1 protein-coding gene and 2 pseudogenes are annotated in these 4,265 nt (G+C 73.6%); 2 read left to right on the forward strand and 1 reads right to left on the reverse strand.

The genetic code is table 11. The features are described 5' to 3' along the window. Both H5J33_RS25405 and H5J33_RS25410 read left to right on the forward strand, forming a co-directional pair. A partial coding sequence (locus tag H5J33_RS25405) for an acyl carrier protein (RefSeq protein ID WP_181797198.1) occupies positions 1–498 on the forward strand: 498 nt, incomplete at its 5' end. 54 nt (positions 499–552) lie between these two features. Beyond that, positions 553–3,282, forward strand: a pseudogene (locus tag H5J33_RS25410) (type I polyketide synthase); the annotation flags it as partial. Positions 3,283–3,327: 45 nt separating this feature from the next. On the opposite strand, the pseudogene H5J33_RS38760 reads toward H5J33_RS25410, so the two are convergent. Continuing rightward, a pseudogene (locus H5J33_RS38760) lies at positions 3,328–4,218 on the reverse strand (YoaK family protein); the annotation flags it as partial. Positions 4,219–4,265 lie beyond the last annotated feature (47 nt).

The following is a 4,265-nucleotide window of genomic DNA, read 5'->3' on the forward strand; positions in this document are numbered from 1 at the left end:
ACCGCCGTGGAGCGCGAGCAGTACGTGCTGACACTGGTCACCGAGGAGATCGCCGCCGTGCTGGGCCACGCCGGCGAGGGCGCGGTGGCCGCGGACCGGCAGTTCCAGGACCTCGGCTTCACGTCACTGACGGCGGTGGAGCTGCGCAACCGGCTGAGCGCGGCGGCGGGGGTCGCCCTGCCCACCACGCTGGTCTTCGACCATCCGACGCCGGGCGACCTGGCCGCCCATCTGGAGTCCCTGGTGGAGCCCGCCACGGACGGTGCCGAACAGGCCGTCCTCGCCGAACTGGACCGCCTTGAGTCGGCGTTGACCGGCCTGCCGCCCGAGGGCGAGGCCCGCGCCACCGTCGCCGTACGGCTGCAGGCGCTGCTCGCCGGACTCGACGCCCAGCCGCCGGTGTCCGTCGAGGCGGCGGCCCCACAGCCCTTCGCCGCGGCCTCGGCGGACGATCTCTTCGCCTTCATCGACCAGCAGTTGGGCCGCGAGGCCCGCTGACGCCACCTCCCTGTCCCCATCGCCGTACGTCCTTCGAGGAGAGGCTGTTCCCGCATGTCCGCAGAGCCGTCCAACGAGCAGAAGCTGGTCGACTACCTGAAGTGGGTCACCGCGGATCTGCAGAAGGCCCGTGAACGCATCGCCGAGCTGGAGAACGCCTCCGGCGAACCCGTCGCCGTCGTCGGCATGGCGTGCCGCTTCCCGGGCGGTGTGGCCTCTCCCGGTGAACTGTGGCGGCTGGTCGCCGAGGGCCGGGACGCCATCAGCGCCTTCCCGGACGACCGGGGCTGGGACCTGGACCGGCTCTACCACCCCGACCCCGACCACCTCGGCACCACCTACACCCGGCACGGCGGCTTCCTCGAGGGCGCGGCGCGGTTCGACGCGGGGTTCTTCGGCATCTCGCCGCGCGAGGCCCGGGCGATGGACCCGCAGCAGCGGCTGCTGCTGGAGACGGCGTGGGAGGCGCTGGAGGACGCGGGCATCGACCCGGCCTCGCTGAAGGGCTCGCGGACCGGTGTGTTCGCGGGGCTCGTGGAACAGAGCTACCTAGGCCTGGAAGGCCCGAAGGAGTACGAAGGCCACCTGATGACCGGCCGGTACGGCAGCGTCGCCTCCGGCCGGGTCTCCTACACCCTGGGGCTGGAGGGCCCGGCCGTCTCCGTCGACACCGCCTGCTCGTCGTCGCTGGTCGCCCTGCACCTCGCCGTGCAGTCGGTGCGGCGAGGCGAGTCGGAGCTGGCACTGGCGGGCGGGGTGACGGTCACGGCGACGCCGGGCGGTTTCGTCGACTTCTCACGGCAGCGGGGGCTGGCCCCGGACGGCCGCATCAAGTCCTTCGCCGCCGCGGCCGACGGCACCTCGTGGTCGGAGGGCGTGGGCCTCCTGGTGGTCGAGCGGCTCTCCGACGCCCGCCGCAAGGGACACCGGGTCCTGGCGGTGCTGCGGGGCAGCGCGGTGAACCAGGACGGGGCGAGCAACGGGCTGACCGCGCCCAACGGGCCGTCCCAGGAACGCGTGATCCGGGCGGCGCTGGCCGACGCCCGTCTGACGGCGGCCGATGTCGACGTGGTCGAGGCGCACGGCACGGGTACCCGGCTCGGCGACCCCATCGAGGCGCAGGCGCTGCTGGCCACCTACGGCGCCGCGCACACCCCCGAACGGCCCCTGTGGCTGGGATCATTGAAGTCCAACATCGGGCACGCCCAGGCGGCGGCGGGCGTGGGCGGGATCATCAAGATGATCCAGGCCCTGCACCACGACACCCTGCCGCGGACCCTGCACGCCGACCATCCCACGCCCATGGTCGACTGGTCCTCCGGCACCATGCGCCTGCTCACCGAACCCGTCCCCTGGCCCGCCGACCCCACCACACGACCCCGCCGCGCCGCCGTCTCCTCCTTCGGTTTCGGAGGCACGAACGCGCACGTCATCCTGGAGGAGGCGCCGGCGCAGGAGCCCGTCGAGGAGGAGCCGGCCCGGCGTCCGGCCGGTGTGCTGCCCTGGCTGCTGTCGGGGAAGACCCCCGAGGCGCTGCGGGCGCAGGCCGGACGCCTGCTGACCCATCTCGAGGAGCACCCCGGGCAGGACCCGCTCGACATCGCGCACTCCCTGGCCACCACGCGCAGCGCGCACCCCCACCGCGCGGCGCTCGTGGGCGCGGACCGTACGGACCTGACCGCCCAACTGCGCGCCCTGGCAGGCCGGATACCGGAGTCGGTGCCCGCGACGGGCGGCCGGGTGGCGTTCCTCTACACCGGTCAGGGCGCCCAGCGCATCGGCATGGGACGCGAACTGTACGAGGCCTACCCGGCGTTCGCCGAGGCCTTCGACACCGCCTGCGCCGCTCTCGACCCCCACCTCGACCAGTCCCTGCGCCACGTCATCAGCACCGGCGAGCACCTGGACGACACCCGCTACACCCAGCCCGCCCTGTTCGCCCTCGAAACCGCCCTGCACCACCTGCTGACCACCTGGGGCATCACCCCCCACTACCTCGCCGGGCACTCCCTGGGCGAACTCACCGCCGCCCACCTCGCCGGCATCCTCACCCTCCCCGACGCCGCCCGTCTCGTCACCACCCGGGCCCGCCTCATGGGCGCCCAGCCGCCCGGCGGCGCCATGATCGCGATCCAGGCGCCGGAGGACGCCGTCCGCCCCCACCTCACCGACGACGTCGACATCGCCGCCGTCAACACCCCGCACTCCACCGTGATCTCGGGCAGCGCCCCGGACGTCGAGCGCATCGCGGAGGAACTGCGCCGGCAGGGCCACAAGACGCGCCGGCTCACCGTCTCGCACGCCTTCCACTCACCCCACATGGACGCCGTCCTCGACGAGTTCCACACCACCGCCAAGCAACTCGCCTACGCGGCCCCCGTCCTGCCGGTCGTGCCCACCCTCACCGGCGCCGTCGCCACCCCCGACGACCTGCGCACCCCCGAGTACTGGACCAACCAGCTCCGGCACGCCGTACGCTTCGCGGACACCGTGCGCACCCTGCACGAGCAGGGCGTGACCACCTTCGTGGAGATCGGCCCGGACGGCGTGCTGTCCGCCCTCGCCCGGGAGGTCCTGGACGACCTGGGCGCCACCGCCGTCACGATCCCCCTCCTGCACCGGGACCGGCCCGAACCGCACGCCCTGGTCTATGCCCTCGGCCGGCTGCACACGGCGGGCGTGCCCGTGGACTGGCAGGAGTTCTTCGCCGGCACCGGCGCCCGCCGCGTCCCCCTGCCCACCTACGCCTTCCGGCACGAGCGCTACTGGCTCCACCCGGCCGCTGGTCACCGCGCCCAGCACGAAGCAGCACAGGGACGTGCCCGTGTGGGACACCGAGAAGCCGGGCGCACCGGCGGCGGCGAAGCCCAGGACGACGACGTTGCCGGTCATGTTCGCGGTGAAGACCCGGCCGAGCCCCAGATAACCGACGGCGTCGATCAGCCCGCTGACCACGGTCAGGGTGAGCAGTACGGCCACCAGCCGCAGCCCGCGCGTCTCGGGGTCCGGCAGCATGCGCAGCAGCCTGCGGGCAGGAGGCGCGGGGAGCGGGGCGGGACACGCGGGGAGCCGGGGGAAGCAGCCCGAATGGCTCTGTCCGTATATACGCGTGTGCCCGCCTGGTGGTCTGCGGCCTCTCCAGCGGTCCGGTCGGCGCGATCGACGTCGAACTTCGGCTGGGAGGGCGGCGCCACCGGTCTGACGGGCCTGCTGATCTCGGCCGCCTGTGCCGTCTTCTGGGGCGCCTACGTCCCCATGTCCTCCCGGGTGGGAGCACAGATGGCGGGCGGCGGTGGGCTGGCCCTCGCCATGCTCTTCGGCACGGTGTGCGCGTTGCCGTTCGGCCTGGCCGAGGGCGGCTCGGTGCCGGCCCACCCGTGGGTGCTCGCGTTCAAGATCGCGGCCACACTGCTGAGCCTCGGACGCAGGGGCATGGGCGACTGGGTCGACGCCTGCCACGGTCAGGCCCGGTACGCCGCGGCCCGCATCGCACGCGATCCGGACCTGGACCTGCTCGCCGACCCCGTTCTCGGCACGGTGGTCTTCCGGTGCCGCAGCAGTGCGGCGGTCGAGGACGAGAATGCGGCTGGTCTTCCTGAACCCGGCCACCACCACGGACGAGATCGACGCGCTGCTGGACGAGGTCGTCGCCGCCGCGGCGGAGGTGAGGCGGTCCCTGAGGAGCGAGGAGTCCCGGAGCGCCCGCTGAACGATGCGCATACGCGCGCACCCCCCGCCGGGTGGGCGGGGGGTGTGGACGCGGTGAG

This window comes from Streptomyces sp. WELS2 (assembly GCF_013870595.1).
GTDB lineage: Bacteria > Actinomycetota > Actinomycetes > Streptomycetales > Streptomycetaceae > Streptomyces.